The sequence below is a fragment of the Sphaerisporangium sp. NPDC088356 genome (assembly GCF_040685555.1).
Taxonomy (GTDB): domain Bacteria; phylum Actinomycetota; class Actinomycetes; order Streptosporangiales; family Streptosporangiaceae; genus Sphaerisporangium.
The window spans coordinates 23920-47616 of sequence record NZ_JBFBIK010000053.1; the positions used below are offsets into that span (position 1 = coordinate 23920).

Here is a 23697-nt window from a genome sequence, read left to right on the forward strand (position 1 = left end):
GCGGCAGGGCGCTCAGAGCCGTTTGTGGGCGGGTCGCGTCACCGGTTCCCCTAAGCTGGGGGTGATCGGGCAGGTGACGCGCCCTCTGATCGATAAACCCAACCCCGACCGCCAGCCGGATGGAGATTCTTGATGGCCCGCCGTACCGACATCATGGACACGATCGTCAGCCTCGCCAAACGCCGCGGGCTCGTTTACCCGTCGAGCGAGATCTACGGAGGTCTGCGCGCGTCCTGGGACTACGGTCCGCTCGGCGTCGAGCTCAAGAACAACGTCAAGCGCGAGTGGTGGAAGTCCATGGTCCAGGGCCGCGACGACGTCGTCGGCCTCGACTCCTCGGTGATCCTCGCCCGCGAGGTGTGGGAGGCCAGCGGCCACGTCAGGGAGTTCGTCGACCCGCTGACCGAGTGCCAGTCCTGCCACAAGCGCTACCGCGCCGACCACCTCGAAGAGGCCTACGCCGAGAAGCACGGCGGCAAGGCCCCCGAGAACGGCCTGGCCGACCTGACCTGCCCGAGCTGCGGCACCAAGGGCGCCTTCACCGCCCCCCGCATGTTCAACGGCCTGCTCAAGACCTACCTCGGCGCCGTCGAGGACGAGTCAGGCCTGGCCTATCTCCGGCCCGAGACCGCGCAGGGCATCTTCATCAACTACCTCAACGTGCAGCAGTCGTCCCGCAAGAAGATCCCGTTCGGCATCGGCCAGATCGGCAAGTCGTTCCGCAACGAGATCACCCCGGGCAACTTCATCTTCCGCACCCGCGAGTTCGAGCAGATGGAGATGGAGTTCTTCGTCAAGCCGGGCAGCGACGAGGAGTGGCACCAGTACTGGATCGACGAGCGTTTCCAGTGGTATGTCGACCTCGGCATCAACCGCGACAACCTCCGGCTGTACGAGCACCCGAAGGACAAGCTGTCGCACTACTCCAAGCGCACCGTCGACGTCGAGTACCGCTTCAACTTCACCGGCTCCGAGTGGGGTGAGCTGGAGGGCGTGGCCAACCGCACCGACTTCGACCTCACCACGCACGCGGCGGCCTCCGGCACCGACCTGTCGTTCTTCGAGCAGGACTCCGGCGAGCGCTACGTGCCGTACGTCATCGAGCCGGCCGCCGGCGTCGACCGCTGCACGCTCACCTTCATGATGGACGCCTACACCGTCGATGAGGCGCCCAACGCCAAGGGCGTCATGGAGCAGCGCACGGTCATGCGGCTCGACCACAGGCTCGCGCCGGTCAAGGCCGCCGTGCTGCCCCTGTCGCGCAACTCCGACCTCTCGCCCAAGGCTCGCGACCTCGCCGCCCAGCTCCGCCGCCGCTGGAACGTCGAGTTCGACGACGCCGGGGCGATCGGCCGCCGCTACCGCCGCCAGGACGAGATCGGCACGCCGTTCTGCATCACGGTCGACTTCGACACCCTCGACGACCAGGCCGTGACGATCCGCGAGCGCGACTCCATGGCCCAGAAGCGCATCGCCCTCGACCAGGTCGACGCCTACCTCCGCCAGCACCTCAACGACTGAGCCGTTCTTCCGGCGGCGCCCGCCCCTGTGATGGGGCCGGGCGCCGTCGGCGTCTCGTCCCGTCTCGCGCTCGTCCTCGCGGAAAGCCTCACCGGTCTGCGGGCCACCACCGGCGGCCCGCACACCGGCACGGGAATCGGGGGCATCCTCCCCGGCCACTGAGCGGGCCTCAGCGGGGTGCGCCGAGCGACGACGGGGCGATGTTGACGTCGTCGGCCTTGACGAACGCGACCCGGTGGCCGAGCTGGATCTGGTAGTACAGCGTGCGGCCCCTGACCACCGTGTGGGTGGCCCGGTCGAAGGTCACCGCGTAGTAGTACTCGCCGCGCGTCGCCAGGCCCACGGAGTACCGCTGGCCCTGCGGGATCGAGTACTGCAGGGGGACGATCGCCTGGACGGGCACGCCCTTCGGGTACGCCTCGGGCTCCGGATAGGCCCTGCCGTACACCGGTACGTCCCCCGTCCCGGGCTTGGGCGTGACGACCAGCCCCGTGGCGTTGACGGCAGTGGGGTGGTCGTGCGGGTTGCGGAACCACGCGAGCTGGCCGAGGTACCAGATGGCCGTCCAGTCGCCCTGCCTGCCCGCGAGCGCGTACTGCTGGCCCGTGGTCGCCCTGGCGCCGTGGTCGGAGACGTCGTACGTCGACTCCCCGCCGGGCCTGCGCCCGATGTCCTTCACCAGCGGCGCGTCCTCGCTCGGCTCGGTGTGCAACCAGACCGACGCGGAACCGTGCGGCGGGCAGTCCGCGCCGACCTTGTCGCAGCCGGTGTAGCGCGGCTGGTAGCGGGCGTAGTTCGTCCTGATCGTCACCAGGCCGCCGTGCGCGCCGCCCGTGGAGGTGAACGGGTGGCGCATCAGCTCGAAGTAGTGCCCCCAGTCCCAGTACGGCCCCGGGTCGACGTGCATGGTGGCCACGTTCCCCGGAATGGTGCCCGGAACGTTGTCGTGGCCGAGGATGTGCGCGCGGTCCAGCGGGATGTCGTACCGCTTGGCGAGGTAGCGCACCAGCCGGGCCGAGCTGCGGTACATCGCCTCGGTGTACCAGGATCCGCCCTTCGCCAGGAGGCCCTCGTGTTCGATGCCGATCGACTTGGCGTTGACGTACCAGTTGCCGGCGTGCCAGGCGACGTCCTTGGTCCGCACGTGCTGGGCGATGTGGCCGTCGGCCGAGCGGATCGTGTAGTGCCAGCTCACGTACGTCGGATCGGCCACGAGCTTGAGGGTCCTGTCGTAGGTCTCCTCGGTGTCGTGGATGACGATGTAGTCGATCCGCTGGTTGCGCGGCCGGTTGGACAGGTCGTGGTTGCCGTAGTCGCCGGGCGCGTCCCCCAGCTTCTGGTAGGGCGCGGGGAACCATTCGCACGCGAGCTTCTTCGGGCACTCGGCGCTCTTGCTCCCGGCCTCGCGCAGTCCCAGGCGGTCCACTTGCTCCATTCGCGGAGCGATCTCCGGTGAGGCGGGCAGCGAAACCTGCTGGCCGTCGTCGGTGACCCTGCTCACGCCCTCTTCGAGGATGGAGAACACCTCGTCGGCGAACTGCCGGGCGGTGTCGGCGTCCGGCGCCCCCGAGTAGCGCGCCACCGCGCCGTACCAGTCGGCCGGATCGGAGCTCGCCGGGATCTTCAGCTCCTTCTGGTACTCGGCGAGCAGGGCCGCTCCGCCGAGCAGGTTGGTGCTCGGGTCCCTGACCAGTTGTTCCGAGGGGAGCCCCGTGAGCCGGGCGGCCTCGTCGATCGTCTGCGACCCCGCCTCGGCCGGTTGCGCGGGAGCGGAGGTCGTGGGGGGCTTCGGCGGCCTCGCGTCGTCGCCGCGCGGGTCCTCCGCGCCCTCGCTGTGATGGGGGAGGCTCCCCGCGAGGGCCGTACGCGCGTCGGTCAGGTGCATCGGCCCGTACCCGGCCGTGACGCTGGGAAGGCCCTGGTTGGTGTCCCACCTGGACTCCAGGTAGGACACGCCGAGCAGGACGTTCTCGGGCACGCCGTACTTGACGGCGGCCGACCGGTAGGCCTCCTGGCGAGAGGGCTGGGCGCCGGCCGGATCGGCGTGGGCAGGGGGAAGGGTGACAAGCAAGGTCGCCGCCAGAGAAGCGGTGACCGCGAGCGTTCTGCGCATCTGGGACCCTTTCTCACTCAGAGCGCGAGCTCCTCCCGTACGGTCGCCGCCTGCCGCTCGAAGTGCCCGTCTACACGTCGCGACTTCAGCGGGTCCGCGCGGAAGATGAAGCCCGGGATCACGACGGTCACCATACGGGATCTTGCGGTGCGATCCCATTCTTGTAATACGGCGTGTCAAGCAGTATTGCCGAGCCTTGGGGGTCGATCCCCGGCCTCGGGGAGCCGCTTCCCGCCGTGTAAGGATGAGTGGGGGTGCGGAAGTCGCCCCTCGCATCGCCAACGATCAGGTGCGCGATCACTGAGTCCCCGCCAGGCGCGCGGAAACGCCGTTCCACACAGGGGGAACGCATGCTGGAAGTCATCGGGGCCGGCATGGGCCGGACCGGCACGTACTCGCTCAAGGCGGCCCTGGAACTCCTCGGCCATGGGCCATGTCACCACATGTCCTCTCTCGACGGGGACGTCGACCGGATCAGGGCCTGGGAGGCGGCGGCACTAGGCGAACAGGTGGCATGGGAAGAGCTGCTGGGCGGATACCACGCGACCGTCGACTGGCCGTCGTGCTACTTCTGGCGGGAACTGCTGGACGTGTACCAGGAAGCACGGGTGATCCTCACCGTGCGAGACACCGGCAGGTGGTACGCGAGCGTGCGCGACACGATCTACCGGTCCAGCCACCGGCAGCCGGGATGGCCCGGGATGCTGATGCGGCTGGAGGACGGGGTCTGCCGGGGGCTTCGTTGCCGCCGCCGCATGTGCGAGAGGGTGATCTGGGAGGGCACCTTCGGGGCCCGGTTCGGCGACCCCGACTACGCGATGGGCGTCTTCGAGTGGCATACCGCCCACGTGCTGGCCGAGGTGCCCGCCGACCGGCTGCTGGTGTACGAGGTGGGCCAGGGCTGGGAGCCGCTGTGCGACTTCCTCCAGGTCCCCGTACCGGACGAGCCGTTCCCCCACCTGAACGACACGGCCGCGTTCCAGCACATGGCGGCCCGGCGTCGCAGACGGGTACTGACCCTGCGCTCACCCGAGGCCGGCGGCCACACGGCGGTCCGGTGAACGGGGGGATGCGTTCCCTGGCCGGCGCGCGGCGGGTGCCGGCGGCGATGGCGGAGACGTACTACGCGCAGGGGTGGTGGCGCCGGGAGTCGTTCGTCGACGACCTCCGCGACGCGGCGTCCGCGGTCCCCGGCCGCACGGCGTTCGTCAACTGGCGCCGTGACGAGGGACGCGAGGTCACCGTGACCTTCGGCGAGCTGGCCGAGTACGTCGGCCGCCTGTCGTCGGGGCTGCGCGAGCTCGGGGTGCGCCCCGGTGACGCGGTCGCCTTCCAGCTTCCCAACTGGTGGGAGACCGCGGCGCTGACCCTCGCCTGCCTGGACGCCGGTGCGGTCGCCGTGCCGATGATGATGACGCTGGGGACGCGCGAGGTGGAACGCGTACTCGCCGGCACGCGAGCGACCGTCCGCGTCACCGTCGACCACCGGGACGACCGACTCGCCGTGCATCTGGCCCTCGGCGACTCCCGCACGACCAGGGCGATCCCCTTCACCGACCTCCTCGCGGGCTCCCGCGCTCCGCGTACACCCCTCTCGCGAGCCGGGGACGGAGGAAGCGACGAGGTGTCCCTGGTGCTGTTCACCTCCGGGACGACGGGGGAGGCCAAGGGCGTGCTGCACACCCCCAACACGCAGTACGCGTCCACCCGGGCGAGGCAGGGAGCTCTACGCGATGTGCGCGATCCGAGGGTGGCCACACCGGCCGATCTGACGCATTCGGTGGGGATGCGGACCAACGTGCTCACGCCCTTGGTGGCGCGATGCACTTCCGTGTTCGCCGACACGCGCGACCCGGAGATCTGGCTGGACCTTCTGGCACGGCACCACGTCACCCATTTCCTCGGGGCGCCGCAGATGCTGGGCAACCTGGTCCGAGCGCAGCGGCGGCGACGCCGTCCACTGCCCGACCTTTGCGTGGTGACCAGCACCGGCGCTCCACTGCCCGCCTCGCTCGTCGCTCCGCTCAGGGAACTGCTCTGCCCGCGCCTGGTCAACGGCTTCGGCATGACGGAGACCGGCGGGCTCACCTTGACGGCCGTCGACGACCCGCCGGACTGGCCCGGCCAGAGCATCGGCCGCCCCACCCAAGGGCGCGAAGCCCGCCTCCTCCCCGACACCCCGGATTCCGGCGACCACGAGGCGGGCGGCACGGTGTTCCGGTTGCAGGTACGGGGTCCATCGGTGTGCGTGGGGACCTTCGAGCTCAGCAGCGGCCGGCTGACGTGGGCCCCGGACACCACCGGTGGTTGGTACGACACCGGCGACCTCGTCGGGGAGGACGGGCGTGGCGGCCTGCGCTACCTGTCCAGGGTCGCCGACCGCATCGGCAGCCCGCACCCGATCCCGGTCCTGGAGGTCGAGGACGAACTGCTTGGACACCCGGCCGTCGCCGACGTCGCCATCGTCGGATGGCAGAACGCCGACGGTGTGGAGATGGTGTGCGCCGTCGTCGTCCCCGAAGGCACCCCGCCCACTCTGGACGGCCTGCGAGCCCACCTCCTCCAGCGCGGTATGACCGAGTGGTACCTCCCCACCCACCTCACCTGCGTCAACGCCCTACCGCGCAACCCTCTGGGCAAAGTCATGAAGAACAAACTCCGCGACCACCTCCGAACACCCACCGAGGCCTGACCACGAACCAAGCCGGCCTGGCGGTATGCGGATGATCGCCCAGTCAGCGGTGTGTCGGCGCACCTGCCCGAGCCGGTCGGCTCAGCGATCGGCTGAGTTGTCCGCAGGGGTTTCGGCGTTTCTGAAGGGCCATGCGTTGGGACGGCAGCGTTGGAGGGATATCGTCTGCTGCGCCATCACCGGAGCCCGCCTGCCGGCACCGTGGCAGAACTCATGGCCGTGCCCGAGCGCGTGCCCCACCTCGTGGTTGATCACGTACTCCCGGTAGGAGGCCAGGTCGCCGCGGTACCCCGGGACACCCTGGCCCCACCGCTTCGCGTTGATGACCGCCTGCCGGCCGTTCCAGCAGGAAAGCTCGCCGTACGTGCGCATCGGCAGGCAGCGCGCGTTCGTCATCGCGGGACTGGACAGCGCCACGCGGAACCGCACGGGCCCGTGATCGACGCGCTTGAAACGCATCCTGCCGCCGGATCCCCAGCTACGCGGGTCATTGAGGGTCCGGTGCACCGCGGCCGCGAACTCACTCGCCTTGAAGGGAAGGCCCTTCTCGACCTCCACCATGTACCGGATCACTTTCCCGTGGCTCTTCGGTGGCCGGGCGACCCCCGGGACCACGGAGTAACGGCTCTTCGCGGCCTGCGGCACCTGTACCAGTGGTGGCTGGCGCCGCTTGCCCGGGAGGTGCTTCTTCGAAGTTCCGGAATCGTCTTCGGGTTCCGTGCGTGATTTCGTCTCGGGCCCCGGTTCGGGTGACGGCCGGGGTGCCGCGAGAGCCGAGGACGTCCCCTCCAGGTGGCCGCTGGGAGCAGACGAACCGTACGGGGTGCTTTGGGCGGAAGACCCCGTCGCACTGTCAAGGACGAGGGCGCTGCCACCGATCATGACCGCCACTCCGGCGGCACATGCGAGCAGAAGCGTGGTGGGCCTTTTCGGGCCGTGAATCTGGGGCGTTACGTTGCGGGACATCGACAGCGAAGCCTATTACGATCACTCCTCGACCCCCTGCCAGCCCCCCCGCGCGGACGACCCCACGACGCGTGCCACGCATCGGGCTTCGCCGCCCCGGCTCACGATCGCGGCGGCCGAGCACGCACTTCACCCTCGCCAGGGGGACGCGCCGACCTCGGTCGATAACCGTAGGTGACGAATCGGTGCCCTAAAGTGGCCAAAGTTGGAGTGATCAAAGATCTTCGCCGACTGCTCCTGGCGGGTGTCCAGGCAGTGGCGGGAACGAGGAGGAATCATGCGTAATGTCGGCACAACCCTGGCCAGTGTGGTGCTCGCCGGAGCCGGTCTGTTCGTTGTGTTCCCCGCGACCACAGCTCAGGCCGCATCGCCGAAGGTGTCGCCCGCGGCCACGTGCACGCAATCGGCCGACAACGCGAGAGGCGTGATCTGCTTCCTGCGTTACTGCGACGCCTACTACTGCTACTACGACTGCTACATCACCGCGGACGCACGCAAGGCCGGCGGCAAGCCGACCAGCACCATCCGTGTCCCCAAGCCCGAGGGCACACCCGCCCCGATCATCAACCAGTAAGACCGTCATCCCAGTAAGCCGGTCACACTCGATCCGACGGGGCGGGGCGCAGCGATGCCCCCGCCCCCGGCCAGATGGCACGGCGCGGTGACCGACGACACGTCTGTCTCACTCACGCACCGCGGTGTCCCGCGCTACCGCGAGCGCAGCTCGCGAAGATCCAGTGCGGGCTCGGCCGAGAGCCGGGTCGCAGGCGTCGACTTTCTCCATCCTGGGCGACCGCGTCGTAGCCGGTCGGCGTCCACTTCGTCGGCGGGACGGTGGCGCGTTAGCGGGCCGGGGGTGTGGCTCGTCCCATCGGCCCGGCCTCGTGGGCATCGACCAGTTGTCTGGGAGCGGTGAGGCACCAGGCCTCGGTGACCAGCTCCAGCAGCTCGTCGGGGTCGATCTTCGCGAGATGGACCACGACCCAGCCGAACCGGCCCGCGGTGAACTGGGCCTCGAAGACCTCCGGGCGCTCGGCCACCAGTGCGATCTGCTCCTCGATCGTCGCCTTGAGCCCAACGGTCTCGGTCTTCTCCCACAGGTAGCCGAAGCCCTTGCCGCGCACTTTCAGCGAGACCCAGTCGCCGCCATCGCTCTGCCTCACCTCGGGCAGCTGATGGAGCATTCCCAGGAACTCATCGACAGTCACACCCATGACCCACATCTATCAAAGCTCACCGACAGTTTCGCCACGCGTCCCCTGGTGGAGGACGGCTCACAGCCGTTTTGAGTCACCCCTTGCGGGGCTCGCCGCGGTAGGTGCCGAAGGACCACAGGTTTCCCTCCGGGTCGCGGACCGCGAAGTCGCGGGATCCGTAGTCGGTCTCGCGCAGCCCGTAGACCACCTCCGCGCCGGCTCCCGTGGCCCTGGCGAACAGCGCGTCGGGATCGTCGGTGACGACGTACGCGCCGAAGGTGCCAGGGGGCAGGGACCAGGGGTTGTCCTCACCGGCCTCACGCACGGAGCCGAGCATGATTCCCCCGCCGAGCGGCCAGTTGAGTTGGGCATGGTCCACGCGGTCGCCCTCGCCGTAAACGACGGTCTCCTCGAAGCCGAACGCCTTACCGAGGAAGGCGATGAGCCCGCGGGCGTCGCGGGCGCGAAGCGTCGGCCAGACCTGGGGTTGTGGTGTCTGTGTCATGCCGTCGAGTCTGCCGCCACGACCGGCACGGGGGCTTGGACATATCGGAACTCCTCGGCCAGCCACTGGGTGGGCGAGCACCCCGCCAGGCCGCGGAACTCGCGGGCGAGGTGTGCCTGGTCGTAGTAACCCGACTCGGCCGCCAGATCGGCGAGCCCGGGAACCGCCCGCCGTCGCAGTTCGTGGCGGGTCCGGTCGAACCTGATGACCCGGGCGGCGGCCTTGGGGGTGAGCCCGATCTCGGCGGTGAACCGCGCGTAGAGGTGGCGGCTGCTCCAGCCGACCTCACGGGCAAGGCCGGCGATCGGCACCCTGCCGCCGCTGGCCAGCAGCAAGCCCCAGGCCCGCGTTATCTCGGCCGGCACGGCGCGTTCGAGATCCGCATGGCGCAGCAGCAGCTCGTCCAGGATCGTGAACCGCTCGGGCCAGCCCGACGCGGTGTTCAGGCGTTCATGCAGCTCATGGGCGGTACGCCCGAGGACATCGGCCGCGTCCAGGTCGACATTCCGCAGCTCGCCGGCGGGCAGGCCGAGCAGCCGCCGGGTGCCGAGCGGGCTCAGCGCGAGCTGCACACCGGCCTGGCGGCCCTCGTGGGTGATCAGCGCGGGCGAGGTGTGCAGGCCGCCCACCAGCGTGTCGTACTGCCCCGGCGTCTGCCGCAGGTCAGGGTGCGTGGCGACGGTGATCGGGTCGTCGAGGGTGATGATGACGGTCAGGTACGGCGAAGGGAGCCCGCGATGGCGGCCGGGAGCCCCATCGTGCTCGCGGTACCCGTGGTAGCGGGCGACCAGTGGACGCAGCCCGGCAGCGGGGACTCCATACGCCATCTCCACGACCGACTCCTCCCGCGGGGACCCCGATATACGTTACCTACCACCTGGACGTTCGTGCCGGTCCCGCTCGTTGATCACGCGTACGCCCGCCGCGCGGCGTCAGATGGGCGGCGGTACTTCGCCTACTTGACCCAGCGGCCGCTGTGCCATTACCGATGGCCTTCATGAACATCGAGAAGAGACTGGAAGAGCTGGGGCTCGTGCTCCCCGAGCCGATGCGGCTGCCGCCCGGGGCCGAGTTGCCGTTTCCCTGGGTCAGGGTCCACGGCGACCGGGCGTACGTGTCGGGGCACGGGCCGCTGGCGGCGGACGGCTCGCTCGCCGAGCCGCTGGGCAAGGTGGGGGCCCAGCTCACCCAGGAGCAGGGCTACCAGGCGGCGCGGCTCACGGGCCTGGCGATCCTCGCGAGCCTGAAGCGGGAACTGGGTGACCTCGACCGGATCGACGGCTGGCTCAGGGTGTACGGCATGGTCAACACCGCACCCCTGTTCACCCACACGCCAGCGGTGATCAACGGATTCTCCGACCTGATCCTCCAGCTGTGGGGTCCGGACCAGGGAAGGCACGCCCGCTCCGCCGTGGGCCTGGCCGAGCTTCCCTACATGATCCCCGTCGAGATAGAAGCCGAGGTCGCCATCAAGTGAAAGCGGCCCCGCGCAGGGGGCCGTCCTCGGCGGGAGGGGCTCGCCCAGATCGCCGGAGAGTCTCATGCCGGCCGGGGAGATTTGCGGGCCGCCGTTATGTCCCGCAATGCTGGGCATCATGCCGACCGAAGACACGCCCCCCGACGCCCGCTCCGCGATCGGACCGGCTCCGGGCAGGCCGCCCGCGAGCCGCCGGATCCGAGCCCGGGCGACAAGACCCTCGGCGGTCCTGGCATGGACGGTCCAGTCTCAGGCGGGCGGGTCGCCTCCGGTCGAGAGGTGCGCCTCCGGGCGGGGCTGATGCCGTCCCTCGATCTCGCGCAGTGGGCGGTGCTGCTGCTTTCGCTGGTCCTCGTCGGGTTCTCCAAGACCGGCGTCTCCGGCACCGGGACGGTGGCGGTCGCCCTGTTCGCGCTCGTGCTCCCCACCAAGAGTTCCACCGGCATGCTGCTTCCGCTGCTGCTCGTCGGTGACGTGGTCGCCGTGGCCTCCTACCGGCGCCACGCGGACTGGCCGAGGCTGCTCAGGCTCTTCCCCTGGGTGGCCGCCGGAGTGGTGGCCGGTGCCGTCGTCGTCCGGTGGGTCGACGACGCGCAGATGAGACGGCTCATCGGGGTGATCCTGCTGGCCATCATCGCCGTGCACTTCTGGAACCGGCGCAGAGGGGCCGAGGCGTCCCTCGCCCACCACCGGGCGGTGGCCGCCTTCGCGGGGATCTTCTCGGGCTTCGCCACCATGACGGCCAACGCCGCGGGGCCCATCATGGCCCTGTACCTGCTGGCGGCGGGCATGCCCATGCTGGGATTCCTCGGAACCAGCGCGTGGTTCTTCCTGACGATCAACGCCTTCAAGGTGCCGTTCAGCGTCGGGCTAGGCCTCATCACCCCGGCCACGCTCGCCTTCGCCGCCGTGACCGCCCCGGCCGTCCTCGTCGGCGCCGCGGCCGGGCGCGCGGTCATCGACCGCATCAACAGGACGTGGTTCGAACGGGTGACGCTGATCCTCACCTTCGTCGCGGCGGTACGCCTGCTCCTCTGACGCCATCCAGCAGCGCCGCGGCGGCCGCGCTCATCGGGTCGCCCGTCACGGTGACGGTCTCCCAGGCCGGTACGACCCCGGCGAGCCCGACGAAGCGCACCCGATCGGTCTTCACCGAGAAGGACTGCGGCACCAGTGCCACGCCGAGCCCGAAGGTCACCATGTCGAGCAGAGAGTGCACGTCGGTCACCTCCAGGGAGACGCGGCGTTCCACACCCGCGGCGGTGAGCACGTTGTCGACCAGATCTCGGGTGCCCCAATCGGGAGGGAAGTCCACGAACCGCTCCGCCCGCAACTCCGCGGGCTCGACCTGTTCCCGGCCGGCGAACGGGTGCTCGGGCGCGCAGGCCAGCACGAGGGGCTCGCCGGCAAGCGGCTCGACCAGCACATCGTCTGGACACCGGGGCGGACGGGAGACGAACGCCAGGTCCAGCCGCCCCGTGCGTACCTGCTCGATGAGCTCGCCGGATCCGCCCTGGCGCAGGCTGATCTCCAGACCTGGATGCGCGGCTACGAAGCGGGCGAGCACGGCCGGCAGGTGCACCACGTGAAGGCACTGCAGCGATCCGATCGCCAGGCTGCCGCGCAGCAGACCCTGTACGGCAGCGACGGCGTCCTTGGCGGCGTCGGTGGCCGACAGCGCGCGCCGGGCCTCGCCCAGGAGCGCCCGTCCGGCGGGGGTCAGCTCGACCTGCCGGGTGCTGCGCAGGAACAGCGGGGCGCCCAGCTCACGCTCAAGGGACCGGATCGAGGCCGACAGCCCCGACTGGGCGACGCGTAAACGCTTGGCCGCCCTCGTGAAGTGGCACTCCTCCGCGACGGCGATGAAGTATTCGAGTTGCCGGAGTTCCATGATTCATCACCAGGGCTGCTGAATAAAATCACTATCTGCTGTTGGACAGCTTAATGGCGGGCAGGGAAGACTGGACAGGTACGAACTCATCTCCGAGGAGGAACTCCCATGCAGACTCGCCGCATCGGCGATGTCCAGGTCAGTGCGATCGGTCTCGGCGGGATGCCGATGTCGATCGAGGGGCGCCCCGACGAGCAGCGTTCGGTTGCGACGATCCACGCCGCGCTCGACGCGGGCGTGACGCTGTTCGACACCGCGGACGCCTACCACCTGCACGCGGACGAGGTCGGCCACAACGAGACCCTGATCGCGCGCGCCGTGGCCGGTTACGGTGGCGACACCTCCGACGTGCTCATCGCGACGAAGGGCGGCCACCTGCGCCCCGGCGACGGCTCGTGGACGCTGAACGGCTCGCCCGACTACCTCAAGAAGGCGTGCGACGCCTCGCTCAAGCGGCTCGGCGTCGACGTCATCGGGCTCTACCAGTTCCACCGTCCGGACCCGAAGGTGCCGTACGCGGAGTCGGTCGGGGCGATCCGCGACCTGCTGGACGCCGGCAAGATCCGCTTCGCGGGCATCTCGAACGCCGACCCCGGCCAGATCCGTCAGGCGAACGAGATCCTCGGCGGGCGGCTGGTGAGCGTGCAGAACGAGTTCTCGCCGGCTTTCCGCTCCAGCGAGCCCGAGCTGGAGCTCTGCACTGAGCTGGGCATCACGTTCCTGCCCTGGAGCCCGTTCGGCGGCATCGTCCGCTCGGGCGAGCTGGGCTCGCGCTTCGACGCCTTCGCGGACGTCGCCAAGTCACATGGAGTCAGCGCGCACCAGGTGTGCCTGGCGTGGATGCTCGCCAAGTCCCCGGTGCTGATCCCCATCCCGGGCTCCTCACGCCCCGAGACGATCCGCGACTCTGTCGGCGCGGTGGACCTGAAGCTCTCCCCCGAAGAACTGAGCCGCCTCGACGCCGCCTGACGAGGTTCGCTCGCCGGTGCCCGACCTTGCTCGCCGGGCACCGGCCGACGCGTCAGCTCGTACGTGCCCCCTGGACGACCAAGGCTGGGATCATGCCGGTGGCAGGGGGTTCAGCGCGCCGCCGGCGAGACCCATGGCGACGGACGCCGCCACCGTCAGGCCGGAACCATGCACCTCGCGTAGCTCTGCCTCGAAGGCGAAGAGGTTCCTGAACGCCTCGCCGTACCGGCGCTGCCCGTCCAAGGGAAGGCGGGGCACCTGGGCGCGGCGTGGATCGAAGCGGGTCAGGCCCGACTGGGTGCCGCCCATCGACAGCGACAAGGTCCGGACGAACCCCGCGAGGAAGTAGGGATCGAGGCGCTCGGCATCGGGCCTGAGCAGGGTGAGACGGGGGCCGAGCAGGAGGCCGGTGTCCTCCACGACCTCGGCCGCGATCTCCCGATCGCGCGTCGCGACGACCACGTCACCCGGCTGGATCGCGATCCTGTTCTCGGGCCGCGCGCGCATCTCGACAGGCCCTCCCCTGAACAGGTGGCCGGCGTCGAGTACGAGCTCACCCGAGCCCTCGACGTCGTACCTGCCGGACTGGTGGATGGTGAGCGCCCCGGTCCGTTCCAGCTCAGAGAGGGGGACCATCGGCATCTCCCTGGTCTTGCCGGGCAGCGCGTCGGGCACCAGCGTCGCGAGACGTTCGAGGCGGCGGACGAACTGTTCGCGGAGGGAGGGATAGTCGCCTCCCGCCTCGTCCGCCACGCCCACGTGCCGTGCCGGGGTCACGTCGATGTCCTCGTCGATCAGGTCGATGATCGGGACCGTGCGGGTCTCGCCTGGTAGGTCCACCTCGCGGCCGGGGTCCTCCTGGAAGGCGCGCCACCGCTCGGCGATCGCGTCGAAGCCGGCGGGTTCGGCCTCGGCCATCAGCACCCGCGACGGTGTACGGCTGTCGCCCGTGGGCTTGCGCAGCACCCAGACGTGCACGGGAAGCCCGGTGCCGGACGCCATCTTCGGCGGGAGGCCGATCACGGCCTGGATGATGCCCCGGCGCAGCAGGTTGCTGCGGATCCGCCGCCCGGATCGGCGGTTGGCGGCGATGGCCGGCATCAGCAGGACCGCGACACCGCCCGGGTTCAGGTGGGCGAGCGCGTGCTGCACCCAGGCGAGCTCCGACTCCGACTTGGGCGGCAGGCCGTACTCCCAGCGCGGGTCGCTCGTCAGCTCGTCGTATCCCCAGTTGCGCTCGTTGAAGGGGGGATGGCATAGCACGGCGTCCACGGTCACGCCCGGCCAGGCGTCCTGGCGGAGGGAATCGCCGGTCCGCACGTCGCCCTGAACTCCGTCCAGCGAAAGACGCGTCTGCGACAGCCGGGCGAGAGAGTCCTCGTACTCCTGCCCGTACGCGCGATCCACGCCGCTCATCGCGGTCAGCAGGACGCCCAGCCCACAGGCGGGGTCCATGACGGTCTGGATGCCGGGGCCGGCGAGCTTCACCATGAAATCCGCCACTTCGACGGGCGTCTCGACCAGGCGGCGGGAGTGGACCTCGGCGTAGCGGTCCAGCAGGAATCGGGCCGCCTCGGCGGTGCCCCGCTCCTCGGCGTACTCCTTGATGAGCTTCCACCCGGGCCGAGGGACCAGCCGGGGCTTCCCCTGACCGCGCAGCAGCTCGGTGGCCTCGGCCACCACCTCGCCGAGCCGGATCTCGTCGGCGGCGGCCCTGATCTGCTGCCAGACCCGCTCCTGCAAGGGCAGCTCCTCGACCTTGCCCTGGCCGAGCAGCCACGCCTCGACATCCTTGAGGGAGAAGGTGGGGCTGGTCGCCGTGCCGCCGACCGGCTCGGGAAAATCCTCGTGCCGGCGCCGCCAGTTGCTCACAGCCGCGCGCCCGACGCCCGCCATCCGCGCGATATCGGCCGACGTGACGGTCGCCTCGTCTCCGGCCATCGCACACCCCTTGTCTCTTCTCGTGTCAACGTCTTGCCATGTCAGGCGGATGCCAACTTATACGAGGAGAGTTACGAGAGTCGATTACCCGCCCAGAACACGTGTATCAGATTCACGCCCTACTAGGCGACCGTGAGCCGCGATCGATCTGGGTGCGTTGCCGGAAGACCCGAAGAAGCGTGTGCCGGGTGCCATCGCCCTCCGTCCTCGTCATCAACCCAGCCAATGCGCTCCGCTGCCGTCTGGTCCGACGCAGTGGGTCAGGCGTCGGGTTCTTCTGAGATGTCGGGAAGCTCCCTGCGCGTCGGGCGCGGTGTCCCGGGCGGTGAAACGGGGAAATCGCCAGAAGACGAGATCAACCGCTTGCCTAGGTCGTAGTCCGAGTCAAGGTAGCGTCCCGTTTCGGGGTCCTGACCGATCCGTTCGCGATATAGGCGCAGGAACTCCGGATCCTCGGCAGGATCGACCTGATAGGTGAGCGCCCACTCGCGGTACAACTCGTTGTAGATGCGGTTCGCCTCAGCTCCGACGATTCGCATAGGGCTTGACTCCGTTCAACTTAGAGGCTGGACGCGCTGTGCTCTCCTCGCCATCCTGCACCTCGCCAGGCGAGATGCCCCTACGGTCGAGTTCGTTCCACAGGGATCAGCGTCGGACCAGGGTCCAGGAGCCGTCGGCCTTCACCGTGACCAGGCGGGTTCCGGTGGGCAGCAGCACTTTGCCCTTGTAGGAACCGATCTCGTTGATGAGCAGATCGGGGTAGAAGCCGATGCGCGGGTAGCCGTACACGATGAAGTTGGAGTCGCCGTCGTGGGTCGCGCGCATGGTGCGGAGTCCCCTGGTGGGGGTGAGCTTGAGGACCTGGTCACCGGTGCCCCGCAGCGTCGCCGAACACCAGCAGCGGGCGCCGGAGACGGGCTTGAAGGTGGCGGTCCAGGCACCGTCCGCCTTGATCGCAAGGCCTATGGTCCCCTTGCTGGAGTAGGCGTTGTAGAGAACCGCGCCGTCGTAGGGTCCGATCTCGTTGACCAGCAGGTCGTCCTTCTTCCCGCGCGGGTTGACCGTGTACACGATGAAGTTGGACTCGCCGTCGTGGGTGAAGCGGATGATGCCGGGCTTCTTGGTGGCGCGGATGCGCAGCACCTGGTCGCCCTCACCCCTGTACTTCGTGTCGGCGTACGCGGAGGTCGCGCTGACACCGCCGGTGGTGAACGCGACGGCGGCAAGGGTCAGCATGGCGAGTGAACGGCGGAACATGTCGGTTTCTCCTTGAACGAGGTGTAGCGGTTTGCGAACTCAGCCCTGGTCGGACGGATCGCTGGAGGGGGCGTCGGGGAAACTTCCGGGCTCGGGGGAGGGGCGGCCGCGCTTTCGGGTTCCGCGGTGCCAACTCGCGAGGGCTTCCTTGGAGACGCGCTTGCGATCCAGGTACGAGTCGCGGGCGTACTCGCGCAGTTCCCGCACCTCGGCGGCCAGTTCCTCGCCGTTGGGGGCCCAGGTGAGGCCCTTCTCCAACTCGTCGCCGGCGGCCTTGAGTACTTCTTCGGCGCCGGCGACGTCGCCCTTCAGCAAGGCCTCGGAGGCCTGGCGTTTGGCGTCCTGCGCCTCCTGGAACAGGCGCTCCGCCCGTACGGTCAGGTCGGGAACACGGCCGGCCGCCTCGTCGCCCGGGACGACGTTGACCGTGACCGGGACGGTGACGGTGTAGGTGGTCAGCGTTTCCGCCTCCACGTAGGTGAAGACGAGTTCCGCGATGGTGCGCATGCCGAGCTGTGAGATGCCGGGCACGAGCAGCCGCAGGAGGGTCTTGCGGGTCTCGCCCGCGTAGAGGTCGCCCAGCTCGCCCATGACCGCGCCACTGGGCAGCCGGGCCGACGGCAGTCCGCCGTACAGCAGGACGGAGGTGACGGGGGGACGAGGGGTGATCGTCAGCGAGGCGGCCTGGGTGACCTTGGCGAGCAGGCCGTCGACCTCGCCGGCGATGAGCTGCCCCGCGGTGTCGGGGTCCTTGGCGTGCAGGGCACTGCCGGTCCCACCGTCGGCGATGGCCGCCATGAGCTCCTCGTCGTAGTCGAGGCCGTATCCGAGAGTGGTGGTCGAGACGCCCTGGCGATGGGCCGCCATGGCTATCCGGCCCAGCCTCGCCGGGTCGGTGACACCCACGTTGGCGTGCCCGTCCGAGATCAGCAGGAGGGTCGCGCCGCGGTCGCTCGCCGCCCGATGCGCCTCGTGGATGCCCCGCAGCAGTCCGCTGGACAGGTCGGTGGAGTTACCGGGGCGGAGTGCGGCGATCGCGTGCTTGGCGGCGTGCTTGTCGGTCAGCGGCCCGGCGGGCACGTTCACCTGGGCGGTGTCGTCGAAGCTGACCAGGCCGAAGTTGTCGGCCGCGTCAAGCCGGTCCACCAGGGCGAGCAGTGCTCGTTGAGCACCTTCGAGGCGGCCTTCGGCCATGGATCCGCTGCGGTCGAGGACGATCTGAAGGGTGGCGGGCTGCCGGATCGCGGAAGGCTTCGGCTTCGGGGCGGTGACCTGGACGAGGACGGTGACCTCGTCCTCCTGGTCGAGCGGGACCACGTCTAGGTCCAGGTGTGCGGTGACGTGCATGTCGTACGTCCTTTTCGACGAGTAGGTCATGGGGTCGCGGGGCGCTCGGGAAGGTGTCCTGTGGCGGCGACTCCGTGAGCGGGGAACGGCTGGGCCATGGCCGCGGGTGGGGGATCGGCGGCGCGATGGCCGTGCACGGCTACGGCGGGGCTATGGCCATGCCGTGACCGGGCTACGGCGTACGGCGGCATGACGGCCGGGTGGAACTCAGGACAGGGCGACGGTGACGCCGCCGGAGAACATGGAGTCGTGCAGCTCGACGGCCTTGAGCGTGAAGCCCTTCGGCACGTCGAAGAGCAGGATGCCTCGCACCGAGTTGCCGGGGTTGATGTTGTTGAGGAAGGCGTTGGAATCCTTCAGCCCGAGGGCGGCGGCTCCGGAGTCGGCGTCGTACTGACGGCCCTTGGAGTCGATGAGCTTCTGTGACGAGTCGCTGAAGAGCTGAGCCTCGTCGCCGATGTTCTTCACGGTGAGGTGGATCAGGACGTACTGGCCCTGTGCCCTGGACACCGTGAATCCCTCGCCGATCTGCGCGAGCCCCTTCTCCACCTTGGTGACCTTGAAGGCGAACTTCCCGTCCTTCACGACGTCACCGACCCCGGCCTGCTTGGGCTTGGCATGCCTTTTCGTGGGCGCGGCGGCGGCAGTGGTGCCGCCATCCGTGTCCTCGGACGAACCGCCGCCACTTCCGCCTCCGCTGAGGAGCGAGCCGAGGAGGATGAGGCCGGCCATCACCGCGGCGCCGATGAGAAAGGCGCGCAGGCAGCCACCGCCCTTCTTCTGCACGATCACGGTCTGCGGGTACGGCTGCGCGTAGCCGTACTGGGGCTGGTTTCCACGCATGACGAAGCTCCTGGCAAAGGGAGAGCGATAGTTGGAGGGATGGGGGACGGGATCCGTCCGCGCGAGACGCTCAAGGACGATGTGACGGACGCCATCCGCGTGATGTCGATCAGTAGTTCGGTGCTGCGGTTCACCGGTCAGGTGACTTGAGCGGCGAAATCGAGAGATCCACCCCATCGAGTAGGTGACGCGTAGGTCTGCCAACGCCAACCAGTAGAACACATGTGAATCGAGTGCACAAGTCAGGCAGGCCGTATGAGTCGCAGGAAGGGCGCCATGGAACGGCCCGCATCACGACCGCGCACGCGCCGAGTTGGGCACGATGACCCAGGCCACCGGTACGGTCGCAAGCCGCCTGCGCGAGAGGGCGCAGGTCTTCCGCCAGGCGGCCGACGCGAGCCGATCAGGCCTGGAGCGCTTGCAGAACGAAACGACCCACCACTACCGCTGGAGCCGCTTGAAAACATTGAAGCCTCATGCGATGGCCGTCGTCATTTCACGACATTTCACGACGCCACGCTGACTACCAGCGGAAACTCATACGCCATCTCCGTGGACGCAACCGCCCCGGCGCGGTCGCTCCGAGAATTGAGATGGTCAAGCGGCTGCTCGATCAACTCAGGACGACTCGGTGAAGGCCGAGTGGTCGGGCATCGCGGCCCGCGCCTCCGGGCTGATCTTCGGCGGCGGCAGCGGTGCGATCTCCCGTTGGTGGTAGTCGGTAAGGTTCTCAGCCTGGTCGTAGAGGTGGATGAGCATGTCCAGGCACGGGCCGATCGCCTGGGGATCGCTCACCCTGCGCGCTCCGGTATGCGCGCCGACCGTGTCGTAGAGCACCTCATAGCAGAGCGTGCGAGAGAAGATCACAAGCTCCGGCAACGGGCTGAGCCGCTCCAAGTGGCGTACCGCGTCCGAGGGAAGGACTCTGACCCGCTCTCCCGTCGTCACCCGTATCGCCAGTGCGTTGATCTCCCACTGCAGGTAGGGCGTGATCGGGGTCTCGACGATACGCAGCCGGCGGAACTCGGCATGGGTGGCGTACTGATCCTCCAGCGGCGCGCGCCACTCTTCCAGCAAGGCCATGGAGCGCTCCCAGTCGTCGGCCATCATGGCTTGCCAGCTCTCGAGGTCCGGTTCGTAGAACTCCTGCGCTCGTTCGAGCTTCCAGACGGTGTCGCGGGAGGCGGCGTAGACCTTGTCGAACTCCTCCTGGTATTCGGCAACGGGCAGAACCTCTCCCTCGGCCCTCCGAAGGTGGTGGAACGTGTCCAAGACTCCTCCGATTGCTAGCTTCGTGCGGGTCGGTGTCACTTCCGGTGCGTGGTCGCCGGGCGCGAAGGGCTGACGGCGTGTCAACGGCCAAGTGGGTGTGGGTCTGGCCCACTTTTACATGGCCACGGACACGGCGCGCCGGATACGCCGGCGCGGCACGGATTCGTATGCTTCGATCCCGGACCTGTGAAGGTCACCGTAAGCTGACGGGCCATGGACTGGGTCGAGCGGGTCGCCGACATCCGGCGCTGGACGCGCAATGGGGAACGGGCGCCGCACAAGCCGCTCCTGCTGCTCTATGCCCTCGGCCGGTTCCAGCGCGACGGCGGCGGCCCTATCCCGTTCAGCTCCGCGGAAGCCGAGCTCAAGCGCCTGCTCAAGGAGTTCGGACCGCCACGGGACACCAGCCCCGGCTACCCGTTCCACCATCTGACCAGCGACGGCATCTGGCTCGTCGACACCGTGAACGGGCCGGGCAGCCCAGGCTCAGAGCTCGGCCGCCTGCGTGCCGCCCGGGCATCCGGCCGGCTCCACCCCGACCTCCTTCGAGCTCTGTGCGACGACTCCCACCTGGTGGTCCGGCTCGCGCGGTACCTGCTCGAGGCGAACTTCGAACCTTCCTTGCATGCCGACATCTGCCAGCTCACCGGCCTCGACCTGGAGACCCACGGGGCAGCCGATCCGATGAGGGTCCCGGCACGTGCGATGGTCCGGAGAGATACCGCATTCCGGCAGAACGTCCTCATGGCCTATGAGTACTGCTGTGCTTTCTGCGCGTACGACGGCTGGCTGGACGGGACCTCGGTAGGCCTCGACGCCGCCCATGTCCGCTGGTGGGCCTTCGAAGGACCGGACGATGTCACCAACGGACTGTGCCTGTGCGCGATCCACCACAAGCTGTTCGACAAGGGCGTCCTGGGCATGACCCCCGACCGTACGATCGCCGTCTCCGCGAAGTTCGTCAGCCGATCGGCGGCGGCCAAGGAAATGGTCCTCACCCTGGCCGAGCGCCCCGTACGCCACCCGCAACCCGGCCTCGAACCCGTCGACGCCGCCAACATCGACTGGCACAGCCGCCAGGTCTTCCGCGCCCCCGCTCGTAGCTCGTAGGCCGGCGGACTCCTCAGGAGCCCGCCATGCGCAGCGCGAGAAGGATGTAGCGCTCCTGGAGTTGCCGGAGCGCGAGCATCACTTAGACCGGTATGACCCTGGGCAGTGGCGGAGATGCGAACCAGCCGGGCTTGTGTTTGCGCAGCAGGGCCTCGCCGTCTCGCTCCCAGGAGAAACTCGGCTTCTTGAGCAGCTTGCGGAAGAGCCGGTCGGTCTTGTCGAGGTCTTGGGCGGCGAGTCGTCTCAGCGGCACAGGCGTGACGTCGTCGCCTCGCAGGTAGCCGGTCACCACGTCCCGGTACCGCTGGCGGATGATCAGCTCCGGGTTGGCGAAGACCTCCTGCGCCACGTCGAGCCCTCGGTAGAAACCCAGGCCGTCCTCCGCGTCGAAGATGATCCCCACCATCTCGTGCGAGTCGAAGCCGAGAGGCGGCAGGTCGGGCTCGGTCCATGGTCCGGCCTTGCTGCCCGCGCGCTCGTAGTCGTGCCGGTAGAACGCGATCATCTTCTCGTCCACCTCGCTTCCCGGCAGGACGATCAGATCGCTTCCATAGAGGTCGATGAACGACTCACGCTGCTGCGCCTGGATTTCGCGGGCCCGGGCGAGCTTCGCCGGGTTCCGAAAGACCATCTTGGGATGGCTCATCTGAAGTTGCCGCACGCCCGCCAACGCGTCCTTGGCGTCTTCCGGAGGGAAGCCCATCGAGGCACCGCTGATCATCCAGTCATCGCCGACCGGGACGACATTTCCAATCATCACCGCGCCCGGGACGAGGTGCTTGATCCCTTCGGCGCCCATGTTGGAGCGGATCCGGTAGGTCAGCTCGTCGATGTGGTTGACGGCGATGACGCCGTCGTCTCCGTAGGGCTCCTTGCTCTCGAAGACTCCCTGCACGTAGTCCGACCAGGACAGCAGTAGTGCCTGGGCCTCGCCGGTGAACCGCTCGGCGAAGATCTCCAGCACGGTTTGCCCGAACTCCAGACGTTCGTTGTAGATGAACGCTTCGATCGTGGCAGACAGCAGCCCCTCGTCGTCGACCACTCCGCTGGGAAAAGCCGCCGAGATCGCCTTTTCGAGGGCCTGGGCGAACCGTGGCGACATCGCGAACTCCACCGGCTCGCCTTTGAGATCGCCGGCCAGCTCCATCAGATCCACTACGTCCTCCCGATCCCTCCGACTGCACCCAACATATCGAGAGACGTTGCAAGACCGCGTCCGGCGCTTCAGGTCATCGGATCTTCCACGCGTGCGACCCCCACCGCACCGCCTGGCAGACCGGATGGACCGACTCCCGAAGCCTTCCAGGTGGCGTACCGCACGGTGGTGACAATCGGCCGTGGGTGGGGCCGTGACGGATTAGGATACTTATGAGGAGTCGGCCTCATGCTTCACCTGCGCCGACGGGCACCCAGGGGGTGCAAGATGACCATCTTTAATGCGATCTTCGTGGCCTTGATCCTTGGCACGGCGTGGCTGGCGACGAGCGTGCGCATCGTCCGGCAGTTCGAACGGGGCATCGTCTTCCGGTTCGGGCGTGTGCAGTCCATGATCCGCGGACCCGGGCTCGCGCTGCTCATGCCGATCGCCGACCGTCTGCAGAAGGTCAACCTGCAGATCATCACGATGCCGGTACCCGGCCAGGACGGCATCACCCGCGACAACGTGACCGTCCGCGTGGACGCCGTCGTCTATTTCAATGTCGTCGACCCGATGCGGGTGGCCGTTGACGTGCAGGACTACGTGTCCGCCATCGGCCAGGTCGCGCAGACCTCGCTGCGGTCGATCATCGGCAAGAGCGAGCTGGACGATCTGCTGTCCAACCGGGAGCAACTCAACCAGGGCCTGGAACTGATGATCGACAGTCCGGCGCTGGGCTGGGGCGTGCACATCGACCGCGTGGAGATCAAGGATGTGGCGCTGCCCGAGTCGATGAAACGGTCGATCGCCCGCCAGGCCGAAGCCGAGCGCGAGCGGCGGGCCCGCGTCATCACCGCCGACGGCGAACTGCAGGCCTCGGCCAAGCTGAGCCAGGCCGCCGAAACGATGGCACGGCACCCGGCCGCGCTGCAATTGCGCCTGCTCCAGACCGTGGTCGAAGTCGCCGCCGAGAAGAACTCGACGCTCGTGCTGCCCTTCCCCGTGGAGCTGCTCAGGTTCCTGGAAAGAGCGACACCCGTTGAGAAGGACGGCCGGTCGGATGATGCCGCGATCGTACCGCCCGACACGGCGCCTGCCACGGACAACGGCCCGTCGATCTCGCCCGCGCCGCACATCCCCGACGCCCGCCCAGCCGAGCAGGCCACGCCCGTCGCCGGACGACCGACCCGCTAGTGGCCCGTCACGCAACCTTGGTCGGGTAACTGGTCCAGCTTCGAATGGGTGAGCTGGCGGCGAAGTTGGTCTTGGGCTGAGCTCGGGCGTTGCGCCAGCGTACGTAGGCGCCGATTGCCGCGTTTTGCTCGTCGTGGGTGCGGTGGTCGGTTCCGTTGAGGGCGTAGTAGCGCAGCGCGGCGAACTCCGATTCGATCCAGTTCAACCAGGAGCCGTAGGTCGGCAGGAACACCAACTCAACGTCGTTGGCGGCGGCCCACGCCCT

General features: G+C 68.7%; 24 protein-coding genes and 1 pseudogene. 11 read left to right on the plus strand and 14 right to left on the minus strand.

Features of this window, described 5'->3' with window-relative positions; all coding sequences use genetic code 11:
- Nucleotides 1-132: 132 nt before the first annotated feature.
- Complete coding sequence (locus AB0O34_RS20540) at nucleotides 133-1521, plus strand: glycine--tRNA ligase (RefSeq protein ID WP_363917488.1); 1389 nt, start codon at nucleotides 133-135, stop codon at nucleotides 1519-1521.
- Nucleotides 1522-1548: 27 nt separating this feature from the next.
- On the plus strand, nucleotides 1549-1683 hold the full coding sequence (locus AB0O34_RS20545; protein WP_363917490.1) for a hypothetical protein: 135 nt from the start codon (nucleotides 1549-1551) through the stop codon (nucleotides 1681-1683).
- Between the two features lie 7 nt (nucleotides 1684-1690).
- Here the strand turns inward: AB0O34_RS20545 and AB0O34_RS20550 are convergent, their stop codons facing one another.
- Nucleotides 1691-3634, minus strand: a complete 1944-nt coding sequence (locus tag AB0O34_RS20550; RefSeq protein ID WP_363917492.1) for a peptidoglycan recognition family protein — start codon at nucleotides 3632-3634, stop codon at nucleotides 1691-1693.
- A 350-nt stretch (nucleotides 3635-3984) separates the two neighbouring features.
- On the opposite strand from AB0O34_RS20550, the gene AB0O34_RS20555 reads away from it, so the two are divergent.
- Nucleotides 3985-4695, plus strand: coding sequence for a sulfotransferase family protein (locus AB0O34_RS20555; RefSeq protein ID WP_363917494.1), 711 nt, complete (start codon nucleotides 3985-3987; stop codon nucleotides 4693-4695).
- 8 nt (nucleotides 4696-4703) lie between these two features.
- A complete protein-coding gene (locus tag AB0O34_RS20560; protein ID WP_363917496.1) occupies nucleotides 4704-6326 on the plus strand; it encodes an AMP-binding protein in 1623 nt (540 codons plus the stop codon).
- Nucleotides 6327-6407: 81 nt separating this feature from the next.
- Here AB0O34_RS20560 and AB0O34_RS20565 read toward each other — a convergent pair whose 3' ends face one another.
- A complete protein-coding gene (locus AB0O34_RS20565; protein WP_363917535.1) occupies nucleotides 6408-6971 on the minus strand; it encodes a DUF3152 domain-containing protein in 564 nt (187 codons plus the stop codon).
- Between the two features lie 598 nt (nucleotides 6972-7569).
- On the opposite strand from AB0O34_RS20565, the gene AB0O34_RS20570 reads away from it, so the two are divergent.
- Nucleotides 7570-7866, plus strand: coding sequence for a hypothetical protein (locus AB0O34_RS20570; protein WP_363917498.1), 297 nt, complete (start codon nucleotides 7570-7572; stop codon nucleotides 7864-7866).
- A 268-nt stretch (nucleotides 7867-8134) separates the two neighbouring features.
- Here the strand turns inward: AB0O34_RS20570 and AB0O34_RS20575 are convergent, their stop codons facing one another.
- The 3 genes from AB0O34_RS20575 to AB0O34_RS20585 form a co-directional block, all read right to left on the minus strand.
- The gene (locus tag AB0O34_RS20575) at nucleotides 8135-8506 is read right to left on the minus strand and encodes an MmcQ/YjbR family DNA-binding protein (RefSeq protein WP_363917500.1); all 372 of its coding nucleotides are present in this window, start codon (nucleotides 8504-8506) and stop codon (nucleotides 8135-8137) included.
- Between the two features lie 76 nt (nucleotides 8507-8582).
- Complete coding sequence (locus AB0O34_RS20580; protein WP_363917502.1) at nucleotides 8583-8993, minus strand: VOC family protein; 411 nt, start codon at nucleotides 8991-8993, stop codon at nucleotides 8583-8585.
- Nucleotides 8990-9820, minus strand: a complete 831-nt coding sequence (locus tag AB0O34_RS20585) for a helix-turn-helix domain-containing protein (RefSeq protein ID WP_363917537.1) — start codon at nucleotides 9818-9820, stop codon at nucleotides 8990-8992. Before AB0O34_RS20585 ends, AB0O34_RS20580 begins: the two co-directional genes overlap by 4 nt.
- Before the next feature lie 170 nt (nucleotides 9821-9990).
- On the opposite strand from AB0O34_RS20585, the gene AB0O34_RS20590 reads away from it, so the two are divergent.
- A complete protein-coding gene (locus AB0O34_RS20590; RefSeq protein WP_363917504.1) occupies nucleotides 9991-10470 on the plus strand; it encodes a RidA family protein in 480 nt (159 codons plus the stop codon).
- 234 nt (nucleotides 10471-10704) lie between these two features.
- Entirely contained in the window at nucleotides 10705-11508 is an 804-nt protein-coding gene (locus AB0O34_RS20595) for a sulfite exporter TauE/SafE family protein (RefSeq protein ID WP_363917506.1), read from the plus strand.
- On the opposite strand, the gene AB0O34_RS20600 is transcribed toward AB0O34_RS20595, so the two are convergent.
- On the minus strand, nucleotides 11474-12361 hold the full coding sequence (locus tag AB0O34_RS20600) for a LysR family transcriptional regulator (RefSeq protein WP_363917508.1): 888 nt from the start codon (nucleotides 12359-12361) through the stop codon (nucleotides 11474-11476). The genes AB0O34_RS20595 and AB0O34_RS20600 overlap by 35 nt on opposite strands.
- A gap of 108 nt (nucleotides 12362-12469) precedes the next feature.
- Here AB0O34_RS20600 and AB0O34_RS20605 point away from each other — a divergent pair, with 108 nt between their 5' ends.
- A complete protein-coding gene (locus AB0O34_RS20605) occupies nucleotides 12470-13330 on the plus strand; it encodes an aldo/keto reductase (RefSeq protein WP_363917510.1) in 861 nt (286 codons plus the stop codon).
- Nucleotides 13331-13420: 90 nt separating this feature from the next.
- Here AB0O34_RS20605 and AB0O34_RS20610 read toward each other — a convergent pair whose 3' ends face one another.
- The 5 genes from AB0O34_RS20610 to AB0O34_RS20630 form a co-directional block, all read right to left on the minus strand.
- Entirely contained in the window at nucleotides 13421-15271 is a 1851-nt protein-coding gene (locus AB0O34_RS20610) for an N-6 DNA methylase (protein ID WP_363917512.1), read from the minus strand.
- A 260-nt stretch (nucleotides 15272-15531) separates the two neighbouring features.
- The gene (locus AB0O34_RS20615) at nucleotides 15532-15810 is read right to left on the minus strand and encodes a hypothetical protein (RefSeq protein ID WP_363917514.1); all 279 of its coding nucleotides are present in this window, start codon (nucleotides 15808-15810) and stop codon (nucleotides 15532-15534) included.
- A gap of 106 nt (nucleotides 15811-15916) precedes the next feature.
- Nucleotides 15917-16528 carry a hypothetical protein gene (locus tag AB0O34_RS20620; protein ID WP_363917516.1) on the minus strand — a complete coding sequence of 204 codons (612 nt, stop codon included), beginning with the start codon at nucleotides 16526-16528 and terminating at the stop codon, nucleotides 15917-15919.
- Nucleotides 16529-16567: 39 nt separating this feature from the next.
- The gene (locus AB0O34_RS20625) at nucleotides 16568-17875 is read right to left on the minus strand and encodes a VWA domain-containing protein (RefSeq protein WP_363917518.1); all 1308 of its coding nucleotides are present in this window, start codon (nucleotides 17873-17875) and stop codon (nucleotides 16568-16570) included.
- A gap of 207 nt (nucleotides 17876-18082) precedes the next feature.
- Nucleotides 18083-18718: a DUF4352 domain-containing protein gene (locus tag AB0O34_RS20630; RefSeq protein WP_363917519.1), complete on the minus strand. Its 636-nt coding sequence runs from the start codon at nucleotides 18716-18718 to the stop codon at nucleotides 18083-18085.
- Between the two features lie 322 nt (nucleotides 18719-19040).
- Here AB0O34_RS20630 and AB0O34_RS20635 point away from each other — a divergent pair, with 322 nt between their 5' ends.
- On the plus strand, nucleotides 19041-19241 hold the full coding sequence (locus tag AB0O34_RS20635; protein WP_363917521.1) for a hypothetical protein: 201 nt from the start codon (nucleotides 19041-19043) through the stop codon (nucleotides 19239-19241).
- Between the two features lie 95 nt (nucleotides 19242-19336).
- Here the strand turns inward: AB0O34_RS20635 and AB0O34_RS20640 are convergent, their stop codons facing one another.
- Entirely contained in the window at nucleotides 19337-19990 is a 654-nt protein-coding gene (locus tag AB0O34_RS20640) for a DUF6879 family protein (RefSeq protein ID WP_363917525.1), read from the minus strand.
- A gap of 213 nt (nucleotides 19991-20203) precedes the next feature.
- Here AB0O34_RS20640 and AB0O34_RS20645 point away from each other — a divergent pair, with 213 nt between their 5' ends.
- Nucleotides 20204-21100: a phosphorothioated DNA-binding restriction endonuclease gene (locus AB0O34_RS20645; RefSeq protein WP_363917527.1), complete on the plus strand. Its 897-nt coding sequence runs from the start codon at nucleotides 20204-20206 to the stop codon at nucleotides 21098-21100.
- 82 nt (nucleotides 21101-21182) lie between these two features.
- On the opposite strand, the gene AB0O34_RS20650 is transcribed toward AB0O34_RS20645, so the two are convergent.
- Entirely contained in the window at nucleotides 21183-22256 is a 1074-nt protein-coding gene (locus AB0O34_RS20650; RefSeq protein ID WP_363917529.1) for a hypothetical protein, read from the minus strand.
- Between the two features lie 228 nt (nucleotides 22257-22484).
- On the opposite strand from AB0O34_RS20650, the gene AB0O34_RS20655 reads away from it, so the two are divergent.
- Complete coding sequence (locus AB0O34_RS20655; RefSeq protein ID WP_363917531.1) at nucleotides 22485-23432, plus strand: slipin family protein; 948 nt, start codon at nucleotides 22485-22487, stop codon at nucleotides 23430-23432.
- Between the two features lie 7 nt (nucleotides 23433-23439).
- Here the strand turns inward: AB0O34_RS20655 and AB0O34_RS20660 are convergent.
- Nucleotides 23440-23697: pseudogene (locus AB0O34_RS20660) on the minus strand (hypothetical protein); the annotation flags it as partial.